Origin of the sequence: Pseudomonas sp. B21-056, from assembly GCF_026016325.1 — a bacterium.
Taxonomy (GTDB): domain Bacteria; phylum Pseudomonadota; class Gammaproteobacteria; order Pseudomonadales; family Pseudomonadaceae; genus Aquipseudomonas.
The window spans coordinates 1-14967 of record NZ_CP087203.1 but is presented as its reverse complement, the minus strand read 5'-3'; the positions used below and the strand labels follow the sequence as shown (position 1 = coordinate 14967).

Genomic DNA, 14967 nt, shown 5'->3' with positions numbered 1-14967 from the left:
ATAAGCTGTGTACCGTTTAGTGCGAAAGCACAGCTTTAATCTTGTAACACCATGTTTTTAATACATATTTCTTAAGCACATAAAACCAGCTGGAACGTGCATAAGTTTTTTATAGCGTTCGAATGGTTCGTTACCTGCCGCCGCTTTTATAGAACGCTGCGATCTTTCGATTCTTCCCCAAGCAAGGGGAACCGCAAGCTGAACATCGTGCCTTCACCGACCACACTGCGACACTCAATATGCCCGCCATGGCGGTCCACCACGGCTTTGACCATCGACAATCCCAAGCCAACCCCGTCCACACCCTGGGCCGACGAGAACCGCCGGTACTGGCTGAAAAGATCCGGCAGCTCCTCGGCACCGATGCCTTTGCCCTGATCGCTGATCTCGCAGATCAACCAACCCTGCACACAATGAACCGTCAGTGAAACGCAGCTGTCAGGCGAGCTGTACTTGATGGCGTTTTCCAGCAGATTGAATAAAGCACGGGTCAGCAGGGATTGATCCGCCCTCACCATCGCGTCCTCATCATCCACGACATGAGTCAATTGGATGCGCTTGGCCTGGGCGATGGGTAAGGCCTGGTCCGCCACGTCGAGAATCAGCATGGCAAACAGGGTCGGCTGGAATTGGTAGGCCTCAGACTCCGCCTTCGCCAACTGCACGAAGCCATCGGTCAAGTCCAGGGCACGACGGACCTGGCGCTCGATCTGATCGAACAGCAGATCATTCCCGCCGACCTGATGCCGCTGCACGTCGAGCAACGCCAGGATCGCCGAGTGAGGCGCACGCAGGTCATGGGAAAGGAAACGCAGCATCACACCGCGCTGCTCTTCGGCTTCTCGCTCAGCGCTCAGGTCGATGAGGCTCAGCAACCACCCAATGGGCGTATCGCCGTCCACCGGCATAAGCGGGGCGCGCTCCAGGCGCAGGCTGCGCTCGCAGGTATCGCGAAACTCCACCAAGGGCAGTGTGGATAACCGGTGATGGGGTTCACGCTGCAGCGCTGGATACCCCAGATGCACTAGTTGTTCCAGCACATCGCTGTCCGCCAGAGCATGGCCGAAAAGATCCCGGGCCTTGCGGTTACCCAGCAGTATCCTGCCGTGCGGATCGCTGATCATGGTCGCGACGGGCAGGTATTCCAGGCCGTCAGCAATGAAGCGGCGGGTGTCGCGGGTTCTACCCATGGCCTGTTCCAGGGCCATGATCTGACCCTGCAGGCGGTCACCGCCGGTGTAGGAGGTGCGGCGGCGTTCCGGAAACACCTTCGGCTCCGCGTCCAGGCGCGCCAGCTCCCAGCCGAAATAGGCCAACACCACACTCAGGCGCCGCCAGTTCCAGATCAGGTAGCCAAACAGCATCCCCAATACGCTTGCCATCGGCGACCACCACCAGCTCTCTAACGCCAGCACAGCGCTGATCGACACCGCCAGGGCCATTCCACCCGCCGTTGTCCACAGGGCCAGGTGAGGACGCAGCAGCAACAATCCCAGCACACAGGCCACCAGGCACACCGACAATACCGCGCTCGATCCATGGCGAGCCGATTGGGCACTGAACGACAACAGCGCCGTCAGCGGTAGCAGCAACAGACTTATCCACAACCACTCGCGCACCAACTGCCGAAACAATCGCTGGGTCTGGGTCGGTTCACGGCTTTCACGACGGCGCGGATGACTCATGGGCGCTCTGGCCAAACACAAGGAAAGATTTGCTTCATGGTTGATGCGACACACCGGTAGCTGAAAGCCCAAGACTATAGCGAACTCGACGGGTTGCGCGCTGCTGCCTTTCCCTCCACGTCGTGAGTCGGTATTGTCGCAACCAGCGACAGGGGAGCGGCAACCAAACAGTAGATGTGTGCCCCCTGATGATGTCCGTTACCCCCGAGATCAAGGAGTCGCGTCCCATGCGTGTCGCCATACTGGATGACGAACCGGCCGAGTTGCGCCGGGTGGAACAGACACTGCTACAGATCCCCGGCAGGGGCGAACAAGCCTGGACCCTGCACAGCTTCGAACGCGGCGAAGACCTGTTGCGACAACTGCGCCGGGAGACCTTCGACCTGCTGATCCTCGACTGGCAACTGCCCGATATCAGTGGCTTGGCGTTGCTGCGCTGGACCCGCGAGCACATGGACTCACCACCGGCCGCCATCATGCTCACCAGCCGGGACGGCGAACACGACATCGTCCTGGCCCTCAATGCCGGGGCCGATGATTACGTGAGCAAACCTTTCAGGCCCAACGAACTCAAGGCCAGGGTGACTGCGGTGTTGCGCCGCCATAACCTGCAACGTACCCAAGCCAGCGACATACTGGTGTTCAACGACCTGGCATTCGATGATGCCGAGTTGACCGTCACCCGCGCCGGTATCCCGATCAGCCTGACCGAACGGGAATACCGCCTGGCCCGCTGCCTGTTCGCCAACCTGGGTCGCCCCTTGTCCCGGGAGTATTTCTACGAACGGTTCTGGACCCACGAAGAAATGACCTCGTCCCGCCCGCTCGACACTCATATCTATCGTCTGCGCAACAAGCTTGGGCTGACGGCGGATCGAGGTTGGCAATTGCTGACGATCTATGGGTATGGGTATCGGTTGGAGAGTGTGACGGCGGGAAGCGAAGCGTCGGTGGCGAGTTAAGTTGATCGTTCCCACGCTCTGCGTGGGAATGCCTCAACGGACGCTCTGCGTTCGCCTCTTTGAGACGCAGAGCGTTTCTGGCTGCATTCCCACGCAGAGCGTCACTAGTGTCCGGTAAAACCTTTTCATAGCTGAAGGCTACCCTGGGCAGCCTTCAGCTCTGTTCGTTCTTGCCTTCGATATCCGCGGTGTGTGTCGCTGAGCGGGCGCTCAAACAAGCTATGAGCCAGCCGGATAGTGAAGTTTGAAAGTGAGTCTGAGCAGGCCGAGCGTTGTTGATACAGGAGCAGCAAAAGGTATGTGATCAGCGCGCTGTAGATTTGTAGACGCACCGCGTTTTCAGAGAATCCGAAGTACCGTTTGAGCTTGAGTTTTTGCTTGATCCACTTGAAGAACAACTCGATCTGCCAGCGCTGCTTGTACAGGTCGGCAATTTCTTCAGCTGAGCGTGAAAAATCATTAGTCACCAGGATCAGCGGCGTTTCGTGATCATCTCGACGAACCTGGACCCGACGTACGGTTTGGTCGTGATAGTGATTTAACCGTCGTGTATTCAGGTGTTTTTTGCCAAATCGCACGGCTTCGTCCGACTCTATGAAGTCGGCATTTTCCCCTCTGTTCAGATCCTCTACGTGATTCACATTGGCATTTTTTTTGAGTCGTGTGACGAAGAACGCCCCCACCTGATCAATCTGGTGCCACCAGTTGTAATCGCAGTATCCCTTGTCGAAAACGTACGTGATGCCTGCTTCAAGCGGCATGGTCAGGGCGTCACTCAGGTCATTGACGTTGGCGGCAGTGATGTTCACGTAAGTGGGTGCTGTTTGTCGTGGATCAATTGCCACATGCACCTTCAGGCCTTGTGTTATGCGGGTTTTCGTCGCAGCGGTCCAGTCGTCGAAGCCGGGACCGCGCAAGGTGATTGAGGTCGAGTCGATCAGCGTGACCATCGCTTCCAGGGACTTGCGCTGCTTGCGGCCAACGCCCTGCAGCAAGTGCTCGCAGGCCAGCCGAAAAGGCTCTGAACTGCGTTTGCTCAAGGCATCACAAAGCGTTGAGCGAACCATGCTGCGAGCGTTGAGATGATAATGGTGAGGTTCCAGCGATTGCGATGCTGTCGCCAAGGCGCGCAGGCTGCTGGCTTGTGTTATCTGACCAAAGATCAGCGTGACGAGCAGATCCCAAGAGCTGAATTGCTTGGCATAACGATCAGCGCCACAGCGTTTGACTGCATTTTTGAACAACTGATGAGGGAGTGCTTGGAGCATTTGTGAAAAGCGAGTGCTGCTGAACATAGCCGGAATCGAGTCTGAAAAAGCCGAGTATCGCTCAAAGGCAGGTACAGCAAGGGGGAGCAAGCTCCCCCTTCAGTTTTTACCGGACACTAGTGACGCTTCCGCGTGGGAACGATCAATCAGCCGTGCGCCTGTACCAGGCTTCCTGCTTTTGCAATCCGACGGCGCTGCACCAGCAACCCGGATACCACCACCAACAGGCTCAGCAGTCCGGTCGCCAGGATTTCCACCCGATGGGCTTCCTGGAACAGCATGATGGTCAGGGCCGCGATGATGAAGATGATCACCGCATAGGTCAGTCCCGGGAACAGCCACATTCTGAAGGCAATTTTCTCACCGCGAACCATGCGCTGTTTGCGCATGCGCAGCTGCGAAAACGCGATCACCAGATACACCAGCAATGCGATGGCGCCGGAGCTGGCCAGCAGGAATTCGAACACCGCAGCCGGGGCCACGTAGTTGGCGAACACTGCCAGGAACGCAGCAGCGGTCGACAGCACCACCGCCCAGTAAGGTGTACCGCTCTTGTTGGTGCGCTGGGAAACGGCCGGCGCGTCACCGCGTTTACCCAGCGAAAACATCATCCGCGACGCCGTGTAGAGCGCCGAGTTCAGGCAACTGGTCACCGCCACCAGCACCACGATATCGACGATCAACTTGGCATTTGGAATGCCCATGCGCTCCAGCACGGTCTGGTAGGAACCGACGCTGGCGAGAATCGGATCATTCCACGGCACCAAGGCGACGACGATGAAGATGGAGACAAGGTAGAACAAGCCAATCCGCCAGATCACCGAGTTGGTGGCCTTGGAAATCTGCTGCCCCGGATTTTTCGATTCAGCGGCGGCGATGGTGACGATCTCGGTGCCCATGAACGAAAACATGGTGGTCAGGATCGCGCCCAGCACCGCGCCCATGCCGTTTGGCAGGAAACCCTGGGTATCAAACAGGTGCGAAACACCGCTGACCTGACTGGTGGGCAGCAAGCCAAAAATAGCCAGAAGGCCAAGGGCAATGAAACCGATGATCGCCACCACCTTGACCAGGGCGAACCAGAACTCGAACTCCCCGTAATTCTTCACACTGAACAGGTTGGTGATCGTCAGCAGCAACGTGATGACCAAGGTGAAAACCCAGATGGCCACATTCGGGAACCAGGCATGCAGGATCGTTGCCGCAGCATTGGCTTCCAAGGGAATCACCAGGACCCAGAACCACCAGTAGAGCCAACCGATGGTGAAGCCAGCCCAGTGACCAATCGCACGATCGGCATAGGTCGAGAACGAACCGGTGTCCGGCGAAGCCACCGCCATTTCACCCAGCATCCGCATCACCAACACCACCAATGCACCAGCAGCGGCGTAGGCCAACAACACGGCCGGACCAGCCGCTGCGATAGCGTGGCCGGAGCCCACGAAAAGCCCGGCACCAATCACGCCGGCGATGGAGAGCATCGTCACATGACGGGGCTTGAGCCCCTGTTCCAGATTGTTGGAAGTTTGCGTACCACTCATTGAGACTACCCTTGGTATTGGATTTGTTCGATTCACCTCAACACATCGTTCTGTAAAAATAAAAAAACGATGTGTAAGTTATTTAATACGCAAGAATTGCGCCAGAACTTACTCCGTCTCCGTATTACGGGGGCTGCGCCGCTTCGCAGGCCCTTGAGCACTAACGTTTTTGTTTCACGTGTTACTAGGCTACCCGCTTTCTGACCAATAGGTCGGAGTGGGAACACGCTTAAAGGCGAACAAAAAAGCCAATGCAGGTGCGTTGCGATTTTTCTAGAGCGGGTGGCTGCAGTTGATGTGGGTTCATAAAATTGATGATCCGGGAGGCCCAGCGGTTTGGCATCGACCGGTGCAGTGGATGGTAGCTTTCAACGATCACTTGCGATTAATGCGGCCTCGCCGAAGTGTTCGCCGCTTGCCCTGGTCACCTACATACGGCGAATGGCATTCGAAACTGACCTAAAAGCGTTCCGACTGGATTAACGCGGTTCTTGAGTTAACGTGAAAAGAAGGCAGCGGTGCTTGGCGCAATCGCAGCGGCATCACACTATCTCATGCTTTTCGATTCGCTTGAATTGCGCAACAAACCAGCTATGTATATGGCGCTTTTCTAGTTAATGAAAGTGGTTAGACTAAGTCACCTGCTGAGTTCTATAGAGAATGCATACGCTTTATAGTTATAAAAATCGTAAACCACTATGAAGCTTTTTCTTGGCGCTTATAAAATCAGTAATACTTTTGTTGCGACCATTAGCCCCATAACTTTGCAAGCATGTAACTTTCGTTTACATAATTTATGCGCTCAGCTTATGAATTTGAATTTCTCTAAAAATAACGTTTATTGGTAAAAACACTGACATCAATGGATAATTCGGAGTTATACCTGTGTTAAACCTTATAAAAAGCAAAATGGAATTCGAAATTTCAATGAGTGATTTTTTTGAGTCTAAAATCCTAACGCTGCTAAATAACGTCAAATTAGAATCAAAAAATTGTGCAGGGTGTAAATTGGTTAAAGCAGATTGCTCCAAGCACTGGGTGATCGAGTGTAATTGGCTCGACAAAGCGTCCATGCATGATCATTTACTTTCTTCAGAACTACAAGAACTCATAGGATTCTTGATTCTCAACTCAAGCAGAATAAAATTTGAAATTTGCAGTCCTGCTACGTAGTACTTGAAAGTTTGCAAGTCAATGCTTTTAGCCATTGCTCTTCACTATCTCTTTACTGTTACGTCATCCAAAGCGAGCCCTCTGTAATCCTCCTGCTACACGAATGGATTATTCTCTAGAATCTCCATTTTTTCTCGGCATTTTATAGAATGCTTGGAGGATTCTGCTTTTCAAAATGTGCGGATACAAAGTCAAGCATGGTCCTTAATGCGGTCGACATAAACTGCCTTGAAGTATAAATGGCATAGATTCCCATTTCATGAGCTCTGTAGCCGGGTAATAATTGAACCAGCGTACCGTTTTTTAGATGTTGTGCAACTAGGTATAAGGGTAATTTGGCGATGCCCAGCCCCTTCAGCGATGCATCCATAAGGACTACAGCTTCGTTAGTACTAAGATTACCGCTAACAAGGACACTATGTATATTCTGCAGATGGCGGAACTTCCATTCGTTTTTAGCGGAAAAGGCATGCGTCAAGCAGTTGTGACTGGATAAGTCCACCAGTTGCAGAGGGGTGCCGTGCCGTTCCAGATAAGCAGGTGATACGCAGATAACCGTTTGGCAGTCGGCCAGCTTCTTGGCTATCAGGCCGGGATCAAGATCGCTTGTAATGCGGATGGCCAGATCTATACGTTCCTCTACCAGATTCACGCGTTGCTCACCCAACAATAAGTCAATTCTAACGTTAGGGTAGCGTTGCATATAAGCGGTTAATGCGGTGGAAAGATGTGTCTGCCATAACCATGTGCTCGCTGTAATGCGTATCAGACCACTGGGTTCGGTTTCATCCCTCCTTGAATCGACCTCAAGCTGCTCAATCCGTTGCAGCAGTTCTTGGCATTGGAGAAGACAAGCCTCACCTACGGGCGTCAGTCCAAACCGACGGGTAGTGCGGTGCATTAATCTGGCACCCAACCAGGTTTCCAGTTCTGCCAAGTATCGGGTCACCATGGCCCGCGAGATATCGAGCCGTTCAGCTGCAGCTGTTTGGCTTTTATGCGTCACGACGGCCACGAATACCTTCATAGCAGTGATCCTGTCCATATACCCCCTGCCTATTTGATTGTTCTACGCAACAAACCAGCCATTTATATGAGGTTTTTCGGATGAATACAAGTAATTAAAATTCCCCTCATGGCTGATTTTCAACCAAGTGAATGTATAAGAGCAAATATTAAATCGAAGAGGGAACACAATGAAAATCGCACTAATAGCGCCTACAGGTAAAATCGGCTCTGCAATTGCCAAGGAAGCTCTATGTCAGGGACATGATGTCATCGGTATTGTCCGCTCTGCTCGTAAAGCACCAGAAGGACTAGAAGCTGTGCACTTTAAGGTGGCGGATATTACTGATACCACCTCCTTTGCCAACGCCATAAAAGGGGCAGATGTGCTGGCGAGCGCCTATGGAGCCCATGGTAACGAAATTGATACCGTAATTGATGCGGCCAAATCCATCGTGGCCGCCGCGCGTGAAGCTAGAATCAAACGCATCATTGTTGTGGGAGGGGCCGGAAGCTTAGAAGTCGCACCAGGTTCAATTCTAGTGAATGCACCGTATTTTCCGGTAGATTACAGGCCGTACGGATTAGCTCACGACAATGCATTTAAGATAATTAGATCCTGTGACGACCTGGATTGGACTTTTTTCTCACCAGCAGCTGAAATCGGGCCAGGCGAAAAGTTGGGAAATTACACGGTCGCGGCAAAAACATTACAGAAAAATGCTGAAGGCCTAAGTAAAATTTTCTATCCAGACTATGCAGAGGCTTTTATTGCTGAAATTTCCCAATGCAATTTCATTAAAAATATCATGACTATTTCTTACAGGTAGCTTTAAGTTTATAAGATGCATAGGAGGGGCGGTGTAATTCGTCTCTCCTTTTGAATCAAAGGAAAAAGTAGGGCAGGACCATTTTCGGTGACTCTGAGACCCAGGTTTAATTGAGCGAGCGCGTGAAAATAATTTTGGTAGCTGATGCGGTCTAATCCAGTTGTACCCCCAGCAATTGGCAAGAGAACAGATCTCAAATTTCCGGGCAAACACAAAAAAGGCCAATTATTAAAATTGGCCTTTTTTGTGTTTGAGTCCGTTGATCAACAACGTTATGCCTACAGCTAGATCAGAAATCCAGGTTAGACACCGCCAGCGCATTGCTCTCGATGAAGTCACGACGAGGCTCGACCGCATCACCCATCAGGGTGTTGAAGATCTGGTCCGCGCCAATGGCGTCTTCGATGGTCACTTTCAGCATCCGGCGCGAGCCTGGGTCCATGGTGGTTTCCCATAGCTGATCCGGGTTCATTTCACCCAGACCTTTGTATCGCTGGATGGTGTGGCGCTTGGTGCTTTCGGCCATCAGCCATTCAAGGGCTTCCTTGAACTCGGTCACGGCTTTCTTGCGCTCGCCACGCTGGATGTACGCGCCTTCGTCCAGCAGCGTGCTCAGTTGCGCGCCGAGGGAGACGACGGTTTTGTAGTCATTACTGCCGAAGAAGTCGCGGTTGAAGGTGACGTAGTTCGACAGGCCGTGGGAGATCAGTTCGACCTCCGGCAGCCAGACGTTACGCTCACGGTCTTCACGCAGGCTGGCCTTGTAGACCAGGCCGGACTTCTCGACGGTGCGCAGGCGGACTTCGTACTGGGCCAGCCAATCCTGCATGGCGGCGTGATCGGACAGTTGCTCCATGCTGACGGCCGGCAGGTAGATGAAGTGCTCGGTCAGCTCCTGTGGGTACAGGCGCGACAGGCGCTTGAGGGTCTTCATCACCAGCCGGAAGTCGTTGACCAGGCGCTCGAGGGCCTCACCGGAAATGCCCGGTGCGTCTTCGTTGAGGTGCAGGCTCGCATCTTCCAGGGCCGACTGCGTCATGTACTCTTCCATGGCGTCGTCGTCTTTGATGTATTGCTCCTGCTTGCCTTTCTTGACCTTGTACAGCGGCGGCTGGGCAATGTAGATGTAGCCGCGCTCGATCAGCTCCGGCAACTGACGGAAGAAGAACGTCAGCAGCAGGGTACGGATGTGCGAACCGTCGACATCGGCGTCGGTCATGATGATGATGTTGTGATAGCGCAGCTTGTCGATGTTGTACTCTTCGCGCCCGATGCCGCAGCCCAGGGCAGTGATGAGCGTGCCGACTTCCTGGGAGGAGATCATCTTGTCGAAGCGCGCCTTCTCGACGTTCAGGATCTTGCCCTTGAGCGGCAGGATGGCCTGGGTGCGACGGTTGCGTCCCTGCTTGGCAGAGCCGCCAGCAGAGTCACCTTCCACCAGGTACAGTTCGGACAGGGCAGGGTCCTTTTCCTGGCAGTCGGCCAGTTTGCCCGGCAGGCCGGCGATGTCCAGCGCACCTTTGCGGCGGGTCATCTCACGGGCCTTGCGCGCTGCCTCACGGGCGCGGGCGGCATCGATCATCTTGCCGACCACCAGCTTGGCTTCGTTCGGGTTCTCCAGCAGGAAGTCGGAGAAGTACTTGCCCATCTCCTGCTCGACCGCGGTCTTCACTTCGGAGGACACCAGCTTGTCCTTGGTCTGGGAGCTGAATTTCGGATCCGGCACTTTCACCGAAATGATCGCCGTCAGGCCTTCACGGGCATCGTCACCGGTGGTGGCGACTTTGTGCTTCTTCGCCAGTCCTTCCTGCTCGATGTAGTTGTTCAGGTTACGCGTCAGCGCCGAACGGAAGCCCACCAGGTGGGTACCGCCATCGCGCTGCGGGATGTTGTTGGTGAAGCACAACAGGTTCTCGTTGAAACTGTCGTTCCATTGCAGGGCGATTTCCACGCCGATGCCATCTTCGCGCTGGATGTTGAAGTGGAACACCTGGTTGACCGCGGTCTTGTTGGTGTTCAGGTATTCAACGAACGCACGCAAACCACCTTCGTACTTGAACAGCTCTTCCTTGCCACTGCGCTCGTCCTTGAGGACGATGCCGACACCGGAGTTCAGGAAGGACAGCTCACGGATCCGCTTGGCCAGGATGTCCCAGCTGAAGTGGATGTTCTTGAAGGTTTCGCTGGAAGCCTTGAAGTGGATCTGGGTACCGGTGGTTTCGCTGTCGCCAACGATGGCCATCGGAGCCTGAGGCACGCCATGGACGTAGGTCTGTTCCCAGATCTTGCCGCTGCGACGCACGGTAAGCACCAGCTCCTCGGACAGAGCGTTCACTACAGAAACACCTACGCCGTGCAGCCCGCCGGATACCTTGTAGGAGTTGTCATCGAACTTACCGCCGGCGTGCAGCACGGTCATGATGACCTCGGCTGCGGAAACGCCTTCTTCCTTGTGCACGTCTACCGGGATGCCTCGACCGTTGTCACGAACGGTGATGGACTCATCCGGGTGGATGATAATGCTGATGTCGTCGCAGTAGCCGGCGAGGGCTTCGTCGATGGAGTTGTCGACCACCTCGAACACCATGTGGTGCAGACCGCTGCCATCGTCGGTGTCACCAATGTACATACCGGGACGTTTGCGTACGGCATCCAGGCCTTTCAGCACTTTAATGCTCGTTGAGTCGTACGTATTTTCTTCGCTCAATGCCTTCACTCCCGATGGTCGTGGGTCTGGGTGATACGGCCCTGTTCCACGTGGAACAGAGCGACTGGCGTTTCCGTCTGCCAGCCTTCCCTCAATAATTCATGGTCTACACAGGTGATGAAAACCTGGCAGCGTAAGTCTTCCAGCAAACGGCAAAGCGCTCGACGGTGGGCCTCGTCCAGCTCGGACGGCAGGTCATCCACCAGATAAATACACTGACCGCGACGGGCCTGGCTGACCAGGTGCCCTTGGGCGATACGCAAGGCACACACCACCAACTTCTGCTGCCCCCGGGACAAAATGTCCGCGGCGTTATGGGCGCCCAATCTGAGGCGCAAGTCAGCGCGTTGAGGTCCAGCCTGGGTATGCCCCATCTGCTGGTCCCGTTGCAGCGAGCCAGCCAGCACGGTGCTCAGTTCACGGTCCTTGTCCCAGCCTCGGTAATAGCTGAGCGTCAGGCCCTCGAGCTCAACCAGTTCGCTCAAGGTCTGCTCGAAGACCGGTTTCAAGGCTTTGATGTAAGCGCGGCGGTATTCATCGATTTCAGCGCTGGCCTGGCACAGTTCCCTGTCCCAAACCGCTTGCGAAACGGCGTCAAGTGTACCATGTCGCAGCCAAGAGTTTCTCTGGCGCAGCGCCTTCTGCAAGCGCTGCCAGGTCGCCATGAAACGCGGTTCCACGTGAAACACGCCCCAGTCCAGGAATTGCCGGCGAATCTTCGGTGCGCCTTCCAACAGACGAAAACTGTCCGGGTTGATCAGTTGCAGTGGCAGGATCTCCGCCAGCTGCGCCGCGCTACGGGCGTTCTGGCCGTCGATGCGAATCTGGAACTCGCCTTGCCGATCCCGTGAAATCCCCAACGCGCTATGACCGCCTTCCGCCAGCTCGACTTGCCCGAACACCGTACACGCCAATTGGTCGTACTGGATGACCGGTAACAGGCGGGCGCTGCGAAACGAACGGGCAAGCCCCAGCAGGTGCACGGCTTCCAGCACACTGGTTTTGCCGCTGCCGTTGGCGCCGTAAAGGATATTGATTCGGGGGGAGGGGGAGAAGGTCACCGGGTGCAGATTGCGCACCGCGGTGACCGAGACGCGACTTAAGGACATCTAGCTTCTGCTGATCATTACAGACGCATCGGCATGACAACGTAGGCCGAATCGTCGTTATCGGATTCCTGGACCAGCGCACTGCTGTTGGAGTCCGACAGGATCAGACGCACTTGCTCGGTGGTCATCACGCCCAGCACGTCGAGCAGGTAGCTGACGTTGAAGCCGATTTCCAGGGAGCCGCCGTTGTAGTCGACGCCCACTTCTTCTTCCGCTTCTTCCTGTTCCGGGTTGTTGGCCTGGATCTTCAACTGACCACTGGCCAGTTGCAGGCGAATGCCACGGTACTTCTCGTTGGACAGGATCGCGGTACGGCTGAAGGCCTCGCGCAGCGCCTGGCGGTCACCGAGTACCAGCTTGTCGCCACCTTTGGGCAGCACGCGCTCGTAGTCAGGGAACTTGCCGTCCACCAGCTTCGAGGTGAAGGTGAACTCTCCGGTGGTGGCGCGGATGTGGTGCTGGCCCAACACAATGCTGACGTTGCCGTCCGGTTCGGTCAGCAGGCGCGCCAATTCCAGGATACCTTTGCGGGGTACGATCACCTGGTGGCGATCCGGCTGACCGATATCGGCCTGCATCGAGCACATCGCCAGGCGGTGACCGTCGGTGGCGACGGCGCGGATAACACCGGCGGACACCTCCAGCAGCATGCCGTTGAGGTAGTAGCGCACGTCCTGCTGGGCCATGGCGAAGCTGGTGCGTTCGATCAAGCGGCGCAGCCTGCTTTGCTCGAGGCTGCAGGTCAGCGAGCCCGGGCCTTCTTCCACGGTCGGGAAGTCGTTGGCCGGCAGGGTCGACAGGGTAAAACGGCTGCGACCGGCCTTGACCACAAGCTTCTGCTCATCGACCTTGATATCGATCAGCGCATCGTTGGGCAGGCTCTTGCAGATGTCCATCAGCTTGCGCGCCGGCACGGTGATGGAGCCCGGATCGGCCGGCTCTTCAAGCTGCACACGACCAACCAGCTCGACTTCCAGGTCGGTACCGGTCAGCGACAGTTGCTGGCCTTCGACAACCAGCAGCACGTTGGAAAGTACCGGCAAGGTCTGGCGGCGTTCGACGACGCCTGCGACCAGTTGCAGGGGTTTCAACAGGGCTTCGCGTTGAATGGTGAAATGCATGGTCTAGTCCCTTGCCTTAATAAGCTGCGCTGGTGGTCATCAAGTGGTCAGTGTACGCAGCAGGTTCTTATAGTCCTCGCGGATGTCCGCGTCGGATTCCTTAAGTTCATTGATCTTGCGGCAGGCGTGCAACACGGTGGTGTGGTCGCGTCCGCCAAACACATCGCCGATTTCCGGCAGGCTGTGGTTGGTCAGCTCCTTGGACAAGGCCATGGCCACTTGGCGCGGCCGGGCCACCGAACGCGAACGGCGTTTGGAGAGCAGATCGGAGATCTTGATTTTGTAGTATTCAGCAACAGTTCGCTGAATGTTATCCACAGAAACCAGCTTGTCCTGAAGCGCCAGCAGGTCTTTCAAGGACTCACGAATCAGCTCGATGGTGATATCGCGCCCCATGAAGTGGGAGTGCGCGATCACCCGCTTGAGCGCGCCTTCGAGCTCGCGCACGTTCGAGCGGATACGTTGGGCGATGAAGAACGCGGCATCGTGAGGCAGCTCGACCTTGGCCTGATCAGCCTTCTTCATCAGGATCGCAACCCGGGTTTCCAGTTCCGGTGGCTCGACGGCTACCGTCAGGCCCCAGCCGAAACGCGATTTCAGGCGCTCTTCCAGGCCTTCGATTTCCTTCGGATAGCGGTCGCTGGTGAGAATGACCTGCTGTCCGCCTTCAAGCAATGCGTTGAAGGTGTGGAAAAACTCTTCCTGGGAACGTTCCTTGCGGGCGAAGAACTGAATGTCGTCGATCAGCAGCGCATCCACCGAACGGTAGAAGCGCTTGAACTCGTTGATCGCGTTCAGTTGCAGCGCCTTGACCATGTCGGCGACGAAACGCTCGGAATGCAGGTACACGACCTTGGCATTCGGGTTCTTCTTTAATAAGTGGTTACCCACAGCATGCATCAAGTGAGTCTTACCCAGGCCCACACCGCCATACAGGAACAGCGGGTTGTAGCCATGCTTGGGGTTGTCCGCCACCTGCCAGGCTGCCGCCCGGGCCAGTTGGTTGGACTTGCCTTCGACGAAGTTCTCGAAGGTAAAGGTGCGGTTCAGATAGCTGGTGTGCTTGAGCGCACCTTCGACCTGCACGGTGCGTTGCTCGGCGCGTACCGGCGCCTGCTGGGTACTGGCACCCGCCATTGGATCGAAGCTGTCCCGGGACGGCTCTTCACTGGCCTCGGCCACTTTCTGCGTATTTCTTTTGCTCGGCGCTGGTGCGGGAGCCGGGGTGACCGGGTTGGCCGGCGCGGTGGCAGCCTGGGCCTGGGAGGCTGCGGCAGCCAACGGGGCATTCGGGGCCGCACGCGGGGCCGAGCTGCGCTTGCTGCCTATTAATAAGGACAACGCAGGCGCCATGCCATTGCCATGCTCGTCGAGCAGTTCCATGACCCGACCCAGGTACTTTTCATTGACCCAGTCGAGAACGAAACGGTTCGGTGCATAGACGCGCAACTCGTCGCCTTCGGCTTCGACCTGTAGTGGACGGATCCAAGTGTTGAATTGTTGGGCAGGCAGCTCATCGCGCAAAAGCTCCACGCACTGCTGCCAAAGTTCCACTGACACGGACAT

At 55.7% G+C, this 14967-nt stretch carries 10 protein-coding genes; 2 read left to right on the top strand and 8 right to left on the bottom strand.

The annotated features are described in order from the left end of the window. Window positions 1-146 precede the first annotated feature (146 nt). Window positions 147-1685 carry a sensor histidine kinase gene (locus LOY67_RS00050; RefSeq protein ID WP_265065387.1) on the bottom strand — a complete coding sequence of 513 codons (1539 nt, stop codon included), beginning with the start codon at window positions 1683-1685 and terminating at the stop codon, window positions 147-149. Between the two features lie 227 nt (window positions 1686-1912). Between LOY67_RS00050 and LOY67_RS00045 the strand changes: the two genes are divergently transcribed. After that, entirely contained in the window at window positions 1913-2647 is a 735-nt protein-coding gene (locus tag LOY67_RS00045) for a response regulator transcription factor (RefSeq protein WP_265065386.1), read from the top strand. A 125-nt stretch (window positions 2648-2772) separates the two neighbouring features. On the opposite strand, the gene LOY67_RS00040 is transcribed toward LOY67_RS00045, so the two are convergent. From LOY67_RS00040 to LOY67_RS00030, 3 genes are all read right to left on the bottom strand, one after another. Continuing rightward, on the bottom strand, window positions 2773-3942 hold the full coding sequence (locus LOY67_RS00040) for an IS4 family transposase (RefSeq protein ID WP_265064268.1): 1170 nt from the start codon (window positions 3940-3942) through the stop codon (window positions 2773-2775). Between the two features lie 119 nt (window positions 3943-4061). After that, entirely contained in the window at window positions 4062-5456 is a 1395-nt protein-coding gene (gene gabP, locus LOY67_RS00035; RefSeq protein ID WP_265065385.1) for a GABA permease, read from the bottom strand. Between the two features lie 1315 nt (window positions 5457-6771). Further along, entirely contained in the window at window positions 6772-7656 is an 885-nt protein-coding gene (locus LOY67_RS00030; RefSeq protein ID WP_320110001.1) for a LysR family transcriptional regulator, read from the bottom strand. A gap of 169 nt (window positions 7657-7825) precedes the next feature. Here LOY67_RS00030 and LOY67_RS00025 point away from each other — a divergent pair, with 169 nt between their 5' ends. Next, window positions 7826-8464, top strand: a complete 639-nt coding sequence (locus LOY67_RS00025; protein ID WP_265065383.1) for an NAD(P)-dependent oxidoreductase — start codon at window positions 7826-7828, stop codon at window positions 8462-8464. 289 nt (window positions 8465-8753) lie between these two features. Here LOY67_RS00025 and gyrB read toward each other — a convergent pair whose 3' ends face one another. Genes gyrB through dnaA form a run of 4 tightly spaced genes read right to left on the bottom strand, consistent with a single transcriptional unit; the run spans window position 8754 to window position 14961 of the window. Further along, window positions 8754-11171, bottom strand: coding sequence for a DNA topoisomerase (ATP-hydrolyzing) subunit B (gene gyrB / locus LOY67_RS00020; RefSeq protein WP_265065382.1), 2418 nt, complete (start codon window positions 11169-11171; stop codon window positions 8754-8756). A gap of 5 nt (window positions 11172-11176) precedes the next feature. Continuing rightward, window positions 11177-12280, bottom strand: coding sequence for a DNA replication/repair protein RecF (gene recF, locus LOY67_RS00015; protein WP_265065381.1), 1104 nt, complete (start codon window positions 12278-12280; stop codon window positions 11177-11179). 17 nt (window positions 12281-12297) lie between these two features. Then, the gene (gene dnaN, locus LOY67_RS00010) at window positions 12298-13401 is read right to left on the bottom strand and encodes a DNA polymerase III subunit beta (RefSeq protein WP_041023027.1); all 1104 of its coding nucleotides are present in this window, start codon (window positions 13399-13401) and stop codon (window positions 12298-12300) included. A 39-nt stretch (window positions 13402-13440) separates the two neighbouring features. Continuing rightward, window positions 13441-14961 (bottom strand): chromosomal replication initiator protein DnaA, encoded by a 1521-nt coding sequence (dnaA, locus tag LOY67_RS00005; RefSeq protein ID WP_265065380.1) that lies wholly within the window; start codon window positions 14959-14961, stop codon window positions 13441-13443. Between the last annotated feature and the right edge of the window lie 6 nt (window positions 14962-14967).

What these genes read in the sequence shown, in the direction of transcription:
- LOY67_RS00050 (WP_265065387.1), bottom strand. Translation starts at nt 1,685, where the DNA reads ATGAGTCATCCGCGCCGTCGTGAAAGCCGTGAACCGACCCAGACCCAG.
- LOY67_RS00045 (WP_265065386.1), top strand. Translation starts at nt 1,913, where the DNA reads ATGCGTGTCGCCATACTGGATGACGAACCGGCCGAGTTGCGCCGGGTG.
- LOY67_RS00040 (WP_265064268.1), bottom strand. Translation starts at nt 3,942, where the DNA reads ATGTTCAGCAGCACTCGCTTTTCACAAATGCTCCAAGCACTCCCTCAT.
- gabP (WP_265065385.1), bottom strand. Translation starts at nt 5,456, where the DNA reads ATGAGTGGTACGCAAACTTCCAACAATCTGGAACAGGGGCTCAAGCCC.
- LOY67_RS00030 (WP_320110001.1), bottom strand. Translation starts at nt 7,656, where the DNA reads ATGAAGGTATTCGTGGCCGTCGTGACGCATAAAAGCCAAACAGCTGCA.
- LOY67_RS00025 (WP_265065383.1), top strand. Translation starts at nt 7,826, where the DNA reads ATGAAAATCGCACTAATAGCGCCTACAGGTAAAATCGGCTCTGCAATT.
- recF (WP_265065381.1), bottom strand. Translation starts at nt 12,280, where the DNA reads ATGTCCTTAAGTCGCGTCTCGGTCACCGCGGTGCGCAATCTGCACCCG.
- dnaN (WP_041023027.1), bottom strand. Translation starts at nt 13,401, where the DNA reads ATGCATTTCACCATTCAACGCGAAGCCCTGTTGAAACCCCTGCAACTG.